The organism is Bacillus sp. JZ39, from assembly GCF_053903145.1.
Genome location: NZ_CP096389.1, coordinates 3,442,604 through 3,459,689, shown reverse-complemented (window position 1 = coordinate 3,459,689; position 17,086 = coordinate 3,442,604). Strand labels below are relative to the sequence as shown.

General features: G+C 42.0%; 14 protein-coding genes. 12 read left to right on the top strand and 2 right to left on the bottom strand.

Annotation, left to right across the window (positions count from 1 at the left end):
- The first annotated feature begins 16 nt into the window (after positions 1-16).
- Complete coding sequence (tagH, locus tag M1D65_RS17730) at positions 17-1,600, top strand: teichoic acids export ABC transporter ATP-binding subunit TagH (protein ID WP_064671513.1); 1,584 nt, start codon at positions 17-19, stop codon at positions 1,598-1,600.
- Positions 1,601-1,638: 38 nt separating this feature from the next.
- Here tagH and galU read toward each other — a convergent pair whose 3' ends face one another.
- A complete protein-coding gene (galU, locus tag M1D65_RS17725) occupies positions 1,639-2,517 on the bottom strand; it encodes a UTP--glucose-1-phosphate uridylyltransferase GalU (protein ID WP_003227944.1) in 879 nt (292 codons plus the stop codon).
- A gap of 246 nt (positions 2,518-2,763) precedes the next feature.
- On the opposite strand from galU, the gene wecB reads away from it, so the two are divergent.
- A complete protein-coding gene (wecB, locus tag M1D65_RS17720) occupies positions 2,764-3,906 on the top strand; it encodes a non-hydrolyzing UDP-N-acetylglucosamine 2-epimerase (RefSeq protein ID WP_021480729.1) in 1,143 nt (380 codons plus the stop codon).
- A gap of 39 nt (positions 3,907-3,945) precedes the next feature.
- Here the strand turns inward: wecB and tagU are convergent, their stop codons facing one another.
- Positions 3,946-4,866 (bottom strand): polyisoprenyl-teichoic acid--peptidoglycan teichoic acid transferase TagU, encoded by a 921-nt coding sequence (tagU, locus tag M1D65_RS17715; protein ID WP_014478144.1) that lies wholly within the window; start codon positions 4,864-4,866, stop codon positions 3,946-3,948.
- A gap of 183 nt (positions 4,867-5,049) precedes the next feature.
- On the opposite strand from tagU, the gene lytA reads away from it, so the two are divergent.
- The 10 genes from lytA to tuaG all read left to right on the top strand — a co-directional run bounded on the left by lytA (position 5,050) and on the right by tuaG (position 17,076).
- Positions 5,050-5,358 (top strand): membrane-bound protein LytA, encoded by a 309-nt coding sequence (gene lytA / locus M1D65_RS17710; RefSeq protein ID WP_003242772.1) that lies wholly within the window; start codon positions 5,050-5,052, stop codon positions 5,356-5,358.
- Positions 5,359-5,381: 23 nt separating this feature from the next.
- Positions 5,382-7,499 carry a SpoIID/LytB domain-containing protein gene (locus M1D65_RS17705; RefSeq protein WP_014478143.1) on the top strand — a complete coding sequence of 706 codons (2,118 nt, stop codon included), beginning with the start codon at positions 5,382-5,384 and terminating at the stop codon, positions 7,497-7,499.
- 38 nt (positions 7,500-7,537) lie between these two features.
- Positions 7,538-9,028: an N-acetylmuramoyl-L-alanine amidase LytC gene (gene lytC / locus M1D65_RS17700; RefSeq protein ID WP_032726973.1), complete on the top strand. Its 1,491-nt coding sequence runs from the start codon at positions 7,538-7,540 to the stop codon at positions 9,026-9,028.
- Between the two features lie 226 nt (positions 9,029-9,254).
- Entirely contained in the window at positions 9,255-9,914 is a 660-nt protein-coding gene (locus M1D65_RS17695) for a sugar transferase (protein WP_456270660.1), read from the top strand.
- Positions 9,915-9,969: 55 nt separating this feature from the next.
- Positions 9,970-11,421: a teichuronic acid biosynthesis protein TuaB gene (gene tuaB / locus M1D65_RS17690; RefSeq protein ID WP_064671654.1), complete on the top strand. Its 1,452-nt coding sequence runs from the start codon at positions 9,970-9,972 to the stop codon at positions 11,419-11,421.
- Positions 11,418-12,587, top strand: coding sequence for a teichuronic acid biosynthesis protein TuaC (tuaC, locus tag M1D65_RS17685; RefSeq protein WP_064671516.1), 1,170 nt, complete (start codon positions 11,418-11,420; stop codon positions 12,585-12,587). Before tuaB ends, tuaC begins: the two co-directional genes overlap by 4 nt.
- A gap of 61 nt (positions 12,588-12,648) precedes the next feature.
- On the top strand, positions 12,649-14,034 hold the full coding sequence (tuaD, locus tag M1D65_RS17680) for a UDP-glucose 6-dehydrogenase TuaD (RefSeq protein WP_456270659.1): 1,386 nt from the start codon (positions 12,649-12,651) through the stop codon (positions 14,032-14,034).
- Positions 14,035-14,118: 84 nt separating this feature from the next.
- A complete protein-coding gene (gene tuaE / locus M1D65_RS17675) occupies positions 14,119-15,585 on the top strand; it encodes a teichuronic acid biosynthesis protein TuaE (protein ID WP_032726971.1) in 1,467 nt (488 codons plus the stop codon).
- 28 nt (positions 15,586-15,613) lie between these two features.
- Positions 15,614-16,294, top strand: a complete 681-nt coding sequence (gene tuaF, locus M1D65_RS17670) for a teichuronic acid biosynthesis protein TuaF (protein WP_072173455.1) — start codon at positions 15,614-15,616, stop codon at positions 16,292-16,294.
- Between the two features lie 23 nt (positions 16,295-16,317).
- The gene (gene tuaG / locus M1D65_RS17665; protein ID WP_021480719.1) at positions 16,318-17,076 is read left to right on the top strand and encodes a teichuronic acid biosynthesis protein TuaG; all 759 of its coding nucleotides are present in this window, start codon (positions 16,318-16,320) and stop codon (positions 17,074-17,076) included.
- Positions 17,077-17,086: the final 10 nt, after the last annotated feature.

Below are 17,086 nucleotides of genomic sequence, written 5' to 3'. Positions count from 1 at the left end.
GTAAGGAGATTGTACGATGAAACTAAAAGTTTCGTTTCGAAATGTTTCAAAGCAGTATCATTTGTATAAAAAACAATCGGACAAGATTAAAGGATTGTTTTTTCCGGCTAAGGATAATGGTTTTTTTGCTGTGCGGAATGTCTCCTTTGACGTGTATGAAGGGGAGACAATCGGCTTTGTAGGAATAAACGGGTCAGGAAAATCGACCATGTCTAACCTTCTGGCTAAAATTATTCCGCCGACCAGCGGTGAAATTGAAATGAACGGCCAGCCGTCGCTGATTGCGATTGCTGCCGGTTTAAATAACCAATTAACGGGCCGGGACAATGTCCGGCTCAAGTGTTTGATGATGGGGTTAACCAATAAAGAAATTGACGAGATGTATGACAGCATCGTTGAATTTGCTGAGATTGGCGATTTTATTAATCAGCCGGTTAAAAACTATTCCAGCGGGATGAAGTCGCGTCTCGGTTTCGCGATCTCCGTGCATATTGACCCTGACATTTTAATTATTGACGAAGCTCTTTCTGTGGGGGACCAAACGTTTTATCAGAAGTGTGTAGACAGAATAAATGAGTTTAAAAAGCAAGGAAAAACGATTTTCTTTGTCAGCCACTCAATCGGCCAGATTGAAAAGATGTGTGACCGCGTCGCTTGGATGCACTACGGCGAGCTTCGTATGTTTGATGAAACAAAAACCGTTGTCAAAGAGTACAAAGCATTTATCGACTGGTTTAATAAGCTGTCTAAAAAAGAAAAAGAAACATATAAAAAGGAGCAAACGGAAGAGCGGAAGAAAGAAGATCCTGAAGCGCTTGACCGTCTCCGCAAAAAAAAGAAAAAGCCAAAATCACTGGCTAATGCTGTTCAAATTGCTATTTTGTCTATTCTGACTGTCTTCATGGCGGGAACGATGTTCTTTAATGCCCCGCTTCGTACAATTGCTTCGTTTGGCGCTATTCCGCAAAATGAAGTGAAGAACCATCATGGCGATGCAAAGGGCAAGTCAGAGGAACGCTTAACCGCAGTCAATAAGCAAGGGTTTATAGCAAATGAAAAAGCGGCTGCTTATAAGGATCAAGGTTTGAAACAGAAGGCTGACGTTACACTGCCATTCGGTACAGAGGTGACGGTAGCTGCAAAAGGCAAACAAGCAGCGAAAATACAGTTTAACGGACAATCTTATTTTGTGAAGAAGAGGGCTGTTGCAACAAACGTGAAACATGCTGAATTGCGGGCTGCTGACTTTACGCCTTATATCCCACAAACTGCAGCATCTTCCTATGAACACTTCCTGAAATTCTTAGGAGACAGAAGTAGCACCATCCAATCGAAATTGAATGAATACACTGAGGGAGATACAGCTGACGGCAGAAAGAAGCTGGATTTTGATCATGAAAAAATCAGCTATGTGTTGGAGAATGATAAAGCAACAGAGCTTATTTTTCATAACATTTCTCCTATCACCCCGGCGTCACTATCCTTAAGTGATAGCGATGTATTGTATGACAGCAGCAAGAAGCGTTTTCTTGTGAATACAGCTGATCAGGTTTTTGCAGTTGATAATGAAGAGCATACACTGACTTTGATGTTGAAATAAAAAAAGGCTATTGGATGAATGTCCAATAGCCTTTTTGTTTAGATTTCTTCTTTGTTTAGTAAACCTTCCATAAATGGAACGAGCTGATCGCGAAGCTCTTTATCCTGCATCGCAAATTCTAGAGTTGTTGTGATAAAGCCGAGCTTTTCACCAACATCATAACGCTTGCCTTCAAAATCGTAAGCAAACACTCTTTGAATTTCATTCAGTTTTTGAATGGCGTCTGTGAGCTGAATTTCTCCGCCGGCGCCAACCTGCTGCTCTTCTAAATACATGAAGATCTCAGGCGTGAATACGTAACGGCCTAAGATGGCAAGATTAGAAGGTGCTGTGCCTTTAGGCGGTTTTTCAACGAAGTTTTTCACCTGATAACGGCGGCCTTCACTTGTCAGCGGGTCAATAATGCCGTAGCGGTGTGTTTCTTCTTCAGGCACCTGCTGAACACCGATAATAGAAGAAAGTGTTTTTTCATATTCATCCATTAATTGGCGCAACCCTGGTGTTTCAGCCTGAACAATATCGTCTCCAAGCAGTACCGCAAACGGCTCATCGCCGATAAAGTTGCGCGCGCACCAGACAGCATGTCCGAGACCTTTAGGTTCTTTTTGGCGGATATAGTGAATGTCAGCCAGGTTAGAAGCTTTTTTCACTTTTTCAAGCAGCTCAGTTTTTCCTTTTTCTTCTAGGTTTCTTTCAAGCTCAGGAGAGTAATCAAAATGATCCTCAATCGCACGCTTGCTTTTTCCTGTTACGATAATAATATCTTCAATACCGGCTTCAACAGCTTCTTCAATTATGTATTGAATGGTAGGTTTATCAACGATAGGAAGCATTTCTTTCGGCATTGCTTTCGTAGCCGGGAGAAAACGTGTTCCTAAGCCTGCTGCTGGAATTATGGCTTTACGTACTTTTTTCATTTAAAAGGCACCTTCCTTATGATCGAAAAAATTTATGGTTAAACTATTCTCTATTTACCCTTTTCATTATGTTTTTACACATTTTTATGATATCGGATAAACCATTTTTAAACAAGCTTTATCCTTAATATTAAAAACTTATATCATTTTATTTGAATCAAGAATGAAATGATTTAAAATGAAGCATTTTCATGTAGAATATGTAGTATGAATTTATTTACTATAGCAGAAAACCAGGTGACAAATATGAAAAAACTAAAAGTGATGACCGTTTTCGGGACCAGGCCTGAAGCGATCAAGATGGCACCGCTTGTGCTTGAATTGAAAAAATATCCTGAAATAGATTCCTATGTAACGGTAACTGCACAGCACAGACAGATGCTCGATCAGGTGTTAGATGCGTTTCACATCAAGCCTGACTTCGATTTGAACATTATGAAGGAGCGGCAGACACTGGCAGAGATTACGTCTAACGCACTTGTAAAATTGGATGAGTTGTTTAAAGATATCAAACCCGATATTGTGCTTGTCCATGGTGATACGACGACGACGTTTGCCGGAAGCCTAGCCGCTTTTTACCATCAAATTGCTGTCGGTCATGTGGAGGCGGGGCTCCGTACAGGGAATAAGTATTCCCCGTTTCCGGAAGAGCTCAATCGACAGATGACAGGGGCGATTGCTGATTTGCATTTTGCTCCGACAGGCCAGGCGAAAGACAATTTATTAAAAGAAAACAAAAAGGCCGACTCTATTTTTGTAACGGGCAATACAGCGATTGACGCACTCAACACAACGGTTAGGGATGGTTACTCACATCCTGTTCTCGATCAGGTGGGTGAGGATAAAATGATTCTCTTGACCGCTCACCGCCGGGAAAATTTGGGTGAGCCAATGGAAAACATGTTCAAGGCCATCCGCAGAATTGTAGGGGAATTTGAAGATGTACAAGTCGTTTACCCTGTGCACCTGAATCCTGTTGTCCGGGAAGCGGCTCAGAAGCATTTTGGTGATTCTGACAGAGTGCATCTGATTGAACCTTTAGAGGTGATTGATTTCCATAACTTTGCAGCGAAATCGCATTTTATATTGACAGATTCGGGCGGCGTGCAGGAGGAAGCCCCATCTCTCGGGAAACCGGTGCTTGTTCTGCGTGATACGACGGAACGGCCTGAAGGAGTGGAAGCGGGAACGCTGAAACTTGCAGGGACGGATGAGGAAAACATTTATCAGCTGGCAAAACAGCTGTTAACTGATCATGATGAGTACAAGAAAATGTCCCAGGCTTCTAATCCGTATGGAGATGGAGAGGCTTCCCGCCGGATTGTGGAAGAATTGCTGTTTCATTACGGGTACCGGAAAGAACAACCGGATTCATTTACAGGTAAATAAAAAAGAAGCTTTGCACATTGTGCGAAGCTTCTTTTTGTTTTACTTTTCGAGGCTTTCCTTCAGCTCTTTTGTAATATCGGAAAGGGCGCTTTCATCAGCTTGGTAGTAGTAAATTCCATTGATTTTCGTGCCTGTACCTTTTAGTTCGTGCTGTTTAATATGTTTCCGCGCACCTTTGTAATCCGACTGGATATCCCACATGTTATCGAAGGTCAAGTTCGTTTTCACATTATCTTCAACAACTTTAAACATATCTCCGAATTTCGTGATGGAAGAAATATTAGCGCCTTTATTAATAATACCTTGGATGACTTGGCGCTGGCGGTCCTGGCGTCCGAAGTCGCCTCTCGGATCTTCTTTTCTCATCCGGGTATAAGCGAGCGCTTCTTTTCCGTTCAGCGTGATTTCTCCTTTGCCGAACGAATAACCGTCATAACTGAACGCGAATGTGCTGTTAACTGTAATGCCGCCAAGTGTATCAACAACGTCTCTAAAGCTTTCCATGTTCACTTTTACAAAATAATCAACCGGAACATCGAGGAAGTTCTCAACAGTGTCTACCGTCATCTGCGTGCCGCCGAAAGCGTATGAATGGTTGATTTTATCCATTGTGCCTTTTCCGATAATTTTTGTATACGTGTCACGCGGAATGCTGACCATGTCGGTTGTATTCGTTTTTGGGTTAACGGTCATATAAATGAGCGTATCGGCACGGCCCTTATCGCCGTCGCGTTCATCCACACCCATGATTAAGACGGAAAAAGGATCTTTTTTATTGATACTGACCTCTTTATCCCTCTTTTTCGATTTATCAATGCTTTCATGAATACTTGCCACGGTTGATGCTGCTTTATGCCATAAGTAGTATGCATAGCCACCAGTTCCGAGTACAAGAAGTCCGATTATCGTTAAAATTGTCAGTAATAAAGTTTTTTTCTTTTTTCTGCGTTCGTTTCTCATCCTTTGCACCTCGTCTGTTAAATTACTTTCATTATGAGTTAAATTTCCAATAAATACAACTCTATTTAATACAAGAATGAAATCCTAAAATAGTCGTTTTTTATAAAAAAAAGTTTCATTGTTTCTTAATTTTTCTTTAAAATATAAAATAGGTTGACGATAAAATATAATGAGGTGAAAAAAATGAAAAAATTTATTGCTTTACTGTTCTTTATATTGCTTCTTTCGGGTTGCGGGGTTAATAGTCAAAAGAGTCAAGGTGAAGATGTATCGCCAGACAGTAACATTGAAACAAAAGAAGGTACTTATGTAGGGTTAGCTGATACTCATACAATAGAAGTAACAGTAGATAATGAGCCGGTTAGTCTTGATATCACTGAAGAATCGACAAGTGATCTTGATAAGTTTAACAGTGGAGATAAGGTCACGATTACATATGAAAAAAATGATGAGGGTCAGCTTCTGTTAAAAGATATTGAACGTGCCAACTAAGATATAGGGAGGAACCTGAAATTTTGAAATCTTGCAAACAATTGATAGTGTGTTCACTTGCTGCAATCTTATTATTGATTCCATCAGTTTCTTTTGCAGCAGACTCAAACATCTCAGTTAAATTGTCAAATTATATTGGAAATAAATCTAGCATCAGTCTATCGCCAACAGGATTTTATAAAGTAACTGGAGATAATGTTGCTGTTACGGATCGTTTTGCAGGCGCTTCACGATACGAAACTGCGACTCTTGCATCCAACAGCCAGTGGAAAAATCCTAATACAGTGATATTGGTGAACCGAGATATTTTTATTGATGCATTGCCTGTTATTCCATTGGCGAAAAAACTGAACGCACCAGTTTTATTTACTCAGCCTGACACGTTAACAAAAACTACTGAAAGACAAATTGCTAAGTTTAACCCTGATAATATTTTAATCATTGGGGGAGCGCGAAGCATTTCAAAAGATGTAGAAAACAAGCTGAAATCATATGGCGCTGTGAAAAGGATAAGCGGAAAAAATAGATATGTCTTATCAGAAAATATTGCAAAGCAAATGGGCAGCTATGATAAAGCGATCGTTGTAACCGGAAGAGTATTTCAAGACGCTTTAGCCATTGCTCCATATGCAGCAGCACACGGATACCCTATTTTGCTTACAGAGAAAGACAAGCTTCCGGATTATGATTTGCCAAAACAAGTCATCATTATAGGCAGTTCATTTAGCGTCAGTGATAGTGTAGAAAACCAAATTAAAAAAACTTCAACTGTGCAAAGGATTCCTGGATCAACCAGATATGAACTTACGGCAAATATAATTAAGCAACTAAAGTTGAAGGCTGATAAAGTCGTAATGACGAACGGGACAAAATATGCAGACGTACTGATAGGCGCTTCGCTTGCCTCGAAGAAAAACAGCCAAATTTTATTTATTAAACAAGATAGCGTTCCGGCTGCGGCTAAAAGTATAACGAAAGATAAAGCCACATATGCATACGACTTTATTGGAAGTACCAGTTCAATTTCTGCTGAAGTTGAGAATTCACTTGCTGATGAATTTTATTTAGCTGACGGTAGCACCTATAATCTAAAAATCAACAGCGGAAAATTAAACCTTGAAAACATCAAAACTTATGGAAACTCCCTAAGAATTAAACCAGAAAACTATTCTACTTCAAACAGAATTAGTCTTGATGGAAAGCAATATCTTGGCACGGTTAATTTCTCTATTGAGTCTACTAAATATATCCGACCGGTAAATGAGAATATTCCATTTGAGGATTACTTAAAAGGAGTAATTCCGAATGAAATGCCTGCTAGCTGGTCACTTGAGGCTCTTAAAGCACAGACTGTCGCTGCAAGAACCTACTCAATAACAAAAACAGGAACTACTGTACCTGATACAACCGCTTTTCAAGTTTATGGTGGCTACAGTTGGAATTCGAATACCAATAAAGCGGTAGAGCAAACGAAGGGGAAAGTTCTGAAATATAATGGATCACTTATAACTGCAGCTTATTCTTCCAGTAATGGTGGTTACACAGAAGCTAGTAATGAAGTGTGGTCGTCAAGTGTACCTTACTTGATTGCAAAAAAAGATACAAAGGATCCTCAAATAGGCTGGACGCTTACTTTGTCAAAACAACAGCTAGATACGAAATCTTTGGACTTAACGAAGCCTTCTTCTTGGTGGTCTTCAGCGACTGAAACTGATTCTGCAAGACTTTCCGGAGTTAAGAACTGGATCTTGAAAAATAAAGAAACAAGCGCTGATTCTGTCAAAATTGCAAGTATTGACGATTTAAGCTTTAGTGGAACGACACAAGGGCAGCGTGCAAAAACAGCATCGATGAAAGTGAAGTATTTTGTTAAAAGCAGTACTGGCTCCTATAACTTGAGCAAAATTACAACCATTAGTGTACCAACAAGTGAGTTAAGGACAATGATTGGAGCGACTGTATTTAAAAGTACTTATGTGACTGTAAAAAAAGATACTTCAAAGTACACAATCAGCGGTAAAGGATATGGTCACGGGATCGGAATGAGTCAATATGGAGCAAAAGCAAGAGCAGAAGCTGGAGATTCATATAGTTCAATTTTGAAATTTTACTATCCAGGTACAACTCTGACAAGTTATTGATTATTTTAGGATATAACGCCATTTAAGGAGGAAATCAATTGCGTTCTTATATAAAAGTCCTAACAATGTGTTTTCTGGGGCTCATACTTTTTGTGCCAACAGCTTTGGCCGATAATTCAGTGAAAAGAGTCGGGGGAAGCAATAGATACGGCACTGCTGTACAAATATCAAAGCAAATGTATTCAACAGCAAGTACAGCTGTAATTGTTGGTGGGAGTTCCTATGCAGATGCTATTTCAGCAGCACCCCTTGCTTACCAGAAGAATGCGCCATTGCTTTACACTAATTCTGATAAGCTTTCATATGAAACGAAAACAAGATTGAAAGAGATGCAGACTAAAAATGTAATTATTGTAGGCGGAACACCTGCTGTTTCATCTAACACTGCTAACCAGATTAAAAGCTTGGGGATAAGTATTAAACGAATTGCAGGAAGCAACCGTTATGATACGGCTGCACGGGTGGCAAAAGCGATGGGTGCGACTTCAAAAGCTGTTATTTTGAATGGCTTCTTATATGCAGACGCTCCGGCCGTCATTCCTTATGCAGCGAAAAACGGGTATCCAATTCTTTTTACAAATAAAACATCTATAAATACTGCGACAACGTCTGTGATAAAAGATAAGGGAATTTCGAGTACGGTTGTTGTAGGAGGAACTGGAAGTATCAGCAATACGGTATACAGCAAGTTACCTTCTCCTACAAGAATTAGCGGCTCAAACAGATATGAGCTTGCTGCAAATATCGTACAAAAACTTAATTTATCAACAAGCACCGTATATGTAAGCAATGGATTCAGCTACCCTGACTCTATTGCAGGAGCTACACTGGCAGCTAAGAAGAAGCAATCTCTTATCCTTACAAATGGTGAAAATTTATCTACAGGAGCCCGTAAAATTATTGGAAGTAAAAACATGTCAAACTTTATGATTATCGGAAACACTCCTGCCGTAAGCACCAAGGTTGCTAATCAGCTAAAGAACCCGGTAGTTGGTGAAACAATCTTTATTGATCCGGGTCACGGTGATCAAGATTCAGGAGCAATCGGCAATGGACTCCTTGAGAAAGAAGTCAACCTTGATATAGCGAAAAGAGTCAATACAAAGCTAAATGCTTCAGGTGCTCTTCCGGTACTGTCAAGATCTAATGATACTTTTTATTCTTTACAGGAGAGAGTAAATAAAGCAGCTTCTGCACAAGCAGATTTATTTATCAGTATACATGCAAATGCTAATGATAGCTCATCCCCAAATGGGAGTGAGACGTACTACGATACAACATATCAAGCCGCAAATAGCAAGAGACTGGCTGAACAAATTCAACCAAAGTTAGCGGCTAATCTTGGAACGAGAGACCGGGGAGTAAAAACAGCTGCTTTCTACGTTATTAAATATTCTAAAATGCCGAGTGTTTTAGTTGAAACTGCCTTTATCACTAATGCATCAGATGCAAGTAAATTGAAGCAAGCGGTTTATAAAGATAAAGCTGCACAAGCTATTCATGACGGCACAGTATCTTATTACAGATAATCGAAAGAGACAAATCTAATCACAGATTTGTCTCTTTTTTATATGAAATGATTAAAACAAATAGGAATTGTATATAAAATAGTAAAAGAGTATTAACAACATTTATCAGAAAAAACACGTAATTCACACTTCTTAACATACCATTTACATCCAATTAACATCCGTCTGCTAAACTGACTGGCATAGGTCATCATAACATCCCAAACAAATCGTGAGGTGTGTGTCAGTGAGTGCAGAGAAAAGCATGAATGTGAGTCGTGAATTCTCAGTTCAGCAAATACATTCTTTTACATTATCTGAAAAGACGGCTCGTTATTTGGCAATAAAGCGCGTAATGGATATTTGGTGTGCGCTCATTGGGTTGGCGATTGCGCTGCCAATGATTGCGGTATTTTCAATATTGATTTGTTTGGAGACGCCGGGGCCTGCCATTTATACGCAGGAACGCGTAGGGAAAGGCGGGAAACCATTTAAGCTTTATAAGCTTCGTTCCATGAAAATAGATGCCGAGAAGTCTGGGGCGGTTTGGGCACAGAAGCAAGATCCGCGGGTGACAAGGATCGGAGCTTTTATCAGAAGAACGAGAATTGACGAGCTTCCTCAGCTGTTTAATGTGCTGAAAGGCGATATGAGTATGATAGGCCCTCGTCCGGAACGGCCCGTATTCACGGAAAAATTCCAGAATGAGATTCCAGGCTTTACACAGCGTCTGGCTGTTAAACCGGGATTGAGCGGCTGGGCTCAGGTGAACGGCGGTTACGATATGACGCCGAAGGAAAAGCTGATATTTGATTTATATTACATTCGCAATCTGACTTTCACTTTAGAATTAAAAATTATGTTAAAAACTTGTAAAGTAGTTTGGACGGGTGATGGTGCAAGATAAAACGGGATTCCATTATTCACCATCAATCTGAGCTTAAAAAGAAGTAGGGAATATGATGCCAAGTATTACAAAACAAATCATGAGCGGTGCAAAGTGGACAAGTATTTCAACCATGTGTATTACAATCATACAAATTGTTCAGTTTGCCCTGCTTGGAAATATGATGACCTTAACAGAATTTGGGCTTGTCGGCATGATCACAACGGTTACAGTTTTCGCCCAGATTGTGCTCGATATGGGTTTTGGCGCAGCATTAATTCAGAGAGACGATGCGACGGAGCGCCAGCTGTCAACATTGTATTGGCTTAACATTATGACGGGCGTTTTGCTGTTTGTTCTTTTATATGTGAGCAGTCCTGTCATTGCGGGATTTTATCAAAGAGAAGAGCTGGTGTTTTTGGTTCGGATTCTGGCGATTATGTTTTTGATCGCGCCAATTGGACAGCAATATCAGTATATGCTGCAAAAGCAGCTGCATTTTAATACGTTAAGCAAAATAGAGATTTTTTCAAATGTATTGTCATTCGGATATTTAGCGATAGCGGTTTTTATGATGGATGTGATTTTGGCGTACGTGATTTCTCAAGTCCTGCTGCAGTCCAGTAAAGGGATTTTATATTGGGCAGTATACCGAAAAAAGTGGCATCCTGCTTTTGTTTTTGATTTGAGAGGCATGAAGGATTTCTTTACTTTTGGAGCCTTTCAGCTTTCATCCCGTCTTGTGAACAGGCTGGGAGCAAATATCGACATGATTTTGATCGGCCGGTTTATTGGTGCTGAAGCATTGGGGATTTATAACCTCGCTTATCAGATTGTCACCATTCCGGTTTTGAAGATCAATCCGATTGTCACACGGGTGGCATTCCCTGTTTTCGCAAAAAACAAATATGAAAACAGCGTGATCAGAGAAGGCTTTCTGAATATGACAAAAATGCTGGCGCTTGTTTCGTTTCCGCTGTTAATCGGGCTCGTATCTGTGTCAGACGCCTTTATCACAGCGGTTTTCGGAGAAAAATGGCTTGCTGCTGTTCCGATCCTAAATGTTCTGGCGATTGTCGGAATACTAAGAGTGCTCATGAATCCAAATGGATCTGTGTTGCTGGCTAAAGGAAGAGCAGACTTATCGTTTTATTGGGATTCCGGCGTCCTGCTGCTGTACGGATTATCACTCTTTGCAGCTGTACAGACGGGAAGCCTGCTGACAGTCGCATGGGTGTATGCCATTATCAGCGTTGTTAATTTCCTGATCGGGCGCTGGCTTTTGGCATATGTCATCAAGCTTAACCTTTCGGCTTATTTCCAGTCGATTATGAAGCCATTTCTGATTACTGCGGCGATGGGCATCATCGCGTTTGGTGTAAGCCTCAGTACCGAACACTTCAGTATGCAGGCAGAAATGCGGCTGGTCATTTCAGTTGCGGCCGGGGCGCTGTGCTATCTCTTTCTTTTGGTAAAAGCGTACCCTCAAACAAAAAGCAAACTACTAAGAAAAGGACGTTTGTCATGAAGATTTTGTGGATCACAAGCGTATATCCGAGCAGTATGAAACCCGGAGAGGGTGTGTTTCATGAGACACAGGTGCAAGAGCTGCAAAAACTCGGGCTTGATATCACTGTGATATGCCCACGGCCTTTTCATTCAGCACCTGTCCGCATGCTGAAAAAGACATATCGAAAAAAGGATGCCAGACCGGAGTATGAGATTAGAAAGGGAATACCGGTTTACCGGCCTTTCTATCGGGCAGTTCCCGGCCAGCTGAAGTGGGCGCAGCCTCATCGGAGAATCGCATCAGCCGTTTTAAAAACCATGAAACAGCGTGACCTATATCCGGATCTAATCCATGCGCATTTTGCCATGCCATCGGGCGGGGCTGCGGCAGTCGTGTCAGAGTCAGCGCAAATTCCTTATGTCCTGACCTTGCATGGCAGTGATGTGAATGTCTATCCGCATTACAGCAAAGGAGCGTTTAAAGCCTTCAAGCGTGCCGTAGGTTCTGCGTCAGTTGTTTTAGCAGTCAGCCACAAGCTTCAGGAAGAAGCCAAAAAGCTTTCGGGCTTTGACAGCTCGGTTTTGCCGATCGGCATACAGCTCAGCCGTTTTCAGGAGAATGAGGAGACGAAAGAGGAAATCAGAAAAAGACTCGGACTCCCGCTCGATCAGCGTCTGGCTATCTATGTCGGCCGGCTGGTCAGAGAGAAAGGCATTTTTGAACTGTCTGAAGCGATCGAATCGCTGCAGAACTCTCCTAAGGCAGTCTTTGTCGGGGATGGTCCCGCAAAATCGACGCTGACGCAGAAGGGGCATATCGTCACAGGCCAAGTCCCGAATCACCAGGTAAGAGACTATTTACTTGCGGCAGATCTATTTGTACTTCCTTCTTACAGTGAGGGGATGCCGACTGTTGTGATTGAGGCGCTGGCGCTAAGGGTTCCTGTTATTTGTACGGATGTTGGCGGAGTGTCGTCTTTATTCGGAAAGCACCAACATCTGCTGATTAAACCGAAATCCGCTCAAGCCTTGGCAGAAGCGATCACTCGGTACGAACATGAGCAAATATGGAAGCCGGAAGTAGCAGATGACTTGTATGAAACCGTGCAGGCTCAATTTGACGCAGGAAAAAACGCCAAGGCCTTGCATCATCAGTATAAGACGGTCACGAAAACGTCCGTTTAATCGTAAGAAGCTGCGACCAATATATGTAGGAAGATCATTTTACAGGAGAGGGATGAGCGCTGTGAAAAAAATAGCTGTCATTGGAACAGGTTATGTAGGACTCGTATCAGGCACTTGCTTTGCGGAGATCGGCAATAAAGTTGTTTGCTGTGATATCGATGAATCAAAAATCAGAAGTCTGAAAAATGGGGTAATCCCAATCTATGAACCAGGGCTTGCAGACTTAGTTGAAAAAAATGTGCTGGATCAGCGCTTGACCTTTACGAACGATATCCCGTCTGCCATTCGGGCCTCAGATATTATTTATATTGCAGTCGGAACGCCTATGTCCAAAACAGGTGAAGCTGATTTAACGTACGTCAAAGCGGCGGCGAAAACAATCGGTGAGCATCTTAACGGCTACAAAGTGATCGTAAATAAAAGCACAGTCCCGGTTGGAACAGGGAAACTGGTGCAATCTATCGTTCAAAAAGCCTCAAAGGGTAGATACTCATTTGATGTTGTATCTAACCCTGAATTCCTTCGGGAAGGGTCAGCGATTCATGACACGATGAATATGGAGCGTGCCGTGATTGGTTCAACAAGTCCTAAAGCCGCTGCCATCATTGAGGAACTTCATCAGCCATTCCATGCTCCTGTCATTAAAACAAACCTAGAAAGTGCAGAAATGATTAAATACGCCGCGAATGCATTTCTGGCGACAAAGATTTCCTTTATCAACGATATCGCAAACATTTGTGAGCGAGTCGGCGCAGACGTTTCAAAAGTTGCTGATGGTGTTGGTCTTGACAGCCGTATCGGCAGAAAGTTCCTTAAAGCGGGTATTGGATTCGGCGGTTCATGTTTTCCAAAGGATACAACCGCGCTGCTTCAAATCGCAAAATCGGCAGGCTATCCATTCAAGCTTATCGAAGCTGTCATTGAAACGAACGAAAAGCAGCGTGTTCATATTGTAGATAAACTTTTGACTGTTATGGGAAGCGTCAAAGGGAGAACCATTTCAGTCCTGGGATTAGCCTTCAAACCGAATACGAACGATGTGAGATCCGCTCCAGCGCTTGATATTATCCCAATGCTGCAGCAGCTGGGCGCCCATGTAAAAGCATACGATCCGATTGCTATTCCTGAAGCTTCAGCGATCCTTGGCGAACAGGTCGAGTATTACACAGATGTGTATGCTGCGATGGAAGACACTGATGCATGCCTGATTTTAACGGATTGGCCGGAAGTGAAAGAAATGGAGCTTGTAAAAGTGAAAACCCTCTTAAAACAGCCAGTCATCATCGACGGCAGAAATTTATTTTCACTTGAAGAGATGCAGGCAGCCGGATACATTTATCACTCTATCGGCCGTCCCGTTGTTCGGGGAACGGAACCTTCTGACAAGTATTTTCCGGGCTTGCCGCTTGAAGAATTGGCTAAAGACTTGGGAAGCGTCAATTTATAAAAAGAAAAAGTGTTACTTGGTTGAAGCTGCCGGCTGCTAGGCTCGGCCGCCGGCTCCTGAAACATCAGGAAAGGGGTTAAACATGTGAGTATCAAACGATCAGCGGTCCATACGCTAGCGTTACTGGCCGCTGCTATATTTGGAGTCGTCCTATTGCTGGGAGCCATCCATAAAGATATAGGTTTCATGCAGATGGCTGCTGTGCTTGCGGTGTTGGCAATTGGCCTGTTTTTACTGACGCTTGCAACCGCATTTACAACAAAAGAACGGCTCTTTATGGCTGTAATCTATATTTTGATCGCCTGCACTTTTTTAAATAATGCATTTTTCGCTATTCATCTTGGATTTTTCAGTTTGTTCCTTTACCGGCTTCTGCTCATTGCAGCGGGTTGCCTTCATATTTTCGGCATGGTTCGGAATCGAACCCATATTGAAAGATGGCATGGGCTGCAAGTAAAAGGGATTTTGCTCTTTTTCGCCTTTTGGTTTATATATGGCCTTGTTTCTCTGCTGTGGGCCAAGTCGGTAACAGTTGGCCTCAAGTATTTAGCCTTATTGGCAATGGGAATTTTCTTCATTTATCTTATTGTCATGTACGTGCAAAAAATGGAGCGGCTGATGATTGTTTATGCCATTTGGCTGGTGATGACGGTATTTCTGATGATCATTGGCTTTTACAATCATATCACCCACCATCATCTTGCGAGTTCCACATTGTACAGCGGACCGGAGTATAAGCAGCATTATCCGACATCGGTCTTTTTTAATCAAAATGACTTTGCGACCTTTTTATCCATCAGCTTCTTTTTTTACATCACGATGATGAAAAACATTAAGAATGGATACATCAAGGCAATTGGCCTTGTGCTCTCGCTCTGTGCGTTGTATTTAATTTTTGCCACTGGTTCAAGAGCCAGCCTTCTGGGGATTTTTGCAGGTATTGCTGTCTACATCTTCATTGTATTGCCGCCTGTTTTAAAGAAAATGGCTATATGGCTGTCGGCGGCGGGAATTGCTCTTTTCGCAGTTCTTTTCGCCAGCAAAATCTATTCAAAGTTTTGGGAGCTGTTTCTGGCCCCGCAGACGCTGCATTCATTTCATGACAGGCTTCCATCAAATGTGGCTCGGGCAAATCTGCTGAAAAACGCTTGGCATTTTTTCCTTGATTCATACGGATTCGGAGTCGGGGCAGGAAATGTATCCTATTATCTTGAGCATTATGCTGTATATGATACTGACAATGTGGCAGAGGTGCATAACTGGCTTGTTGAAATTCTTGCTAATTTTGGCTTGTTCATCATGCTGGGATATCTGTCCGTTTATGCCTACCTCATATGGGTGCTTTACAAGTTTTATGAAAGAAAATTAGAAAATCAGTCAAAACTGATCACAGAAGGACTTATTACCGCTATGGTCAGTTTCCTGGTATCAAGTATCAGCCCAAGCTCTGTTTCAAATTTATTTTTCCATTGGGTGTTTATGGCGCTCGTCATCGCCGCCGTGAATGTGTTAAGGCGATCCAGACAAATGCCTGAGCCGATGTACAGATAAACAGACTACAAAAAGCAGGGAGACTTATATGAACGATATATTGATAAGAATAGCCCGTCGCATAAAAAAAAATATCATTTGGATCGTAGCGGTGCCAATTATATTAGGTGCGGCGGGGTATATCCTGCCGTCACAGATCGCTGATCAAAAGAGCTATACAGCTGAAGATACTTTGGCTGTGGGGAGCTATGATCATCCGGTTTATAACAGCACAGAAGAGATTCCGCTTCTGCTTAAGAGCGACTCTTTTTTGAAGGAGGCGCTTCCTGATGAAAAGGATGAAGATGTAGCAGAGATCAAAGAGAAGCTTACCATCAAAACGGAATCCAAATCGTTACTGACTTTAAGCTATAGCGACGAGGATAAGGATAGAACGGAATCTGTCTTAAACGCCATATCCTCCACCTTCCTCAAAAATGATCAAAAGCTGTATGCAGAAAGAGAAGCCGTCATCCGCAGCAGCATAGACGCGCTTGAAGGCGAGTCGGTGAGCGAGGATTCCAAAGTGGATAAAGAGAGATTTTTATATGAGCTCAAAAACACACAGCTTAACCTGAAAGCGGCAAGTGTTACTGATTCCGAAACCGTAAGTGAGACAGCAGGCGGCGGAATGTCTCCGAAAAAGAAAGCAGTTCTCGGCGTTATGATTGGCCTTACGATTGCCTTTATGTTCGTTGTCATTCCTGAATTTTTCAGGGAATCCTTTTAAAATCATACGATGGAGATGTGATCATGACCAATTGGAAACCTCTCGTATCTGTCATTACACCTTCCTATAATGCGCGTGACTATATTGAAGACACGGTTCATTCGGTATTAGATCAGAGCCATCCTCATTGGGAAATGATTATCGTGGATGATTGCTCAACGGATGGGACCCGCGACATTTTACAGCAGTATGAAAAAATAGACGAAAGAATTCATGTGGTGTATCTGGAAGAGAACTCCGGAGCTGCGGTTGCTCGCAACAAAGCGTTGGAACGCGCTCAAGGGCGCTACGTAGCATTTTTGGACAGTGATGACAAATGGAAAAAAGACAAACTGGAAAAGCAGCTTGAGTTTATGATGGAGCGCTCCTGTGCGTTTTCTTTCACGGGCTACAGCTTAATGGCGCAGGACGGGACCCCACTCGATAAATTTATTCATGCGCCGGAAAGCCTGACGTACGATGACGCCCTGAAAAATACAATTATCGGCTGCTTGACGGTGATGATTGACAGGGAGCAAACGGGACAGATCCAAATGCCGAATATCAGAACGAGACAGGACTTAGCCACATGGCTGTCTCTTTTAAAAAAAGGATTTACTGCCTATGGAATGAAGGAATGCCTGGCTGAATATCGGCTTGTCAATAACTCAATTTCCAGCAACAAATGGAAGGCTGCGAAAAAAACGTGGTTTGTCTACAGGGAGATCGAACGGCTTCATTTTATGAAAGCAACATGGTGTTTTGTTCAATATGCAAAAAACGCGGTAAAAAAAAGATTATAGCCGCAAACAG